A 594-nucleotide genomic window follows, 5' to 3' on the forward strand; every position below is an offset into this window, starting at 1 on the left:
GTCTGCCCTGCCAGATCGCTGGCCTGATGCTGTTTCAGCTGGTATTTTTTCTCATCCTCATTCAGCGGCCGGTTCAGCCTGAATTTGGGGAACAGTCCGTAGTTATCCATTTTATGCCTCCGCGCCTAATGCGAGCTTCAGCTCGTTCATCTCCATTACCATGGTCGGCCAGATGGGCAGATCCGCGGCCTCCTTGTTCCGGTACTCCTCCTGTTTTTCTTTAGTATACTTAGAGCTTACGGGGATTCGACGCCACAGGCACTGCACCAGCCACTTCTGTATCCTGTCGCGCTCATTAAATGCCAGGTAGATTGCCGCGCCGAGCAGAATAATAACGGCAATAATGGTGCCGATAACCGGTATGGCCCAGAAAATAGCCGCAACCAGCCAGGCCCCGGCTAAGCCCGACAGCCCGTACGCCACCGCAAGCCCGGTATGCCCTTTATAGCCCTCATCAAAAGTGTGATAAAAATCATAACCGGCCGTAATAGCTCCGGCCACTATCCCCAATACCTTTGCGGCACCGCCAATAATTTTCAGGAATTTATCCAGCTGCAGAACATGCAGCCGGGACGAGGCGCCGTTAAACAGCCG

General features: G+C 53.7%; 1 pseudogene. It reads right to left on the reverse strand.

Features of this window, described 5'->3' with window-relative positions:
• Positions 1-111: 111 nt before the first annotated feature.
• A pseudogene (locus GJV78_RS23225) lies at positions 112-594 on the reverse strand (hypothetical protein); the annotation flags it as partial.

The organism is Intestinirhabdus alba (assembly GCF_009711095.1).
Lineage (GTDB): Bacteria > Pseudomonadota > Gammaproteobacteria > Enterobacterales > Enterobacteriaceae > Intestinirhabdus > Intestinirhabdus alba.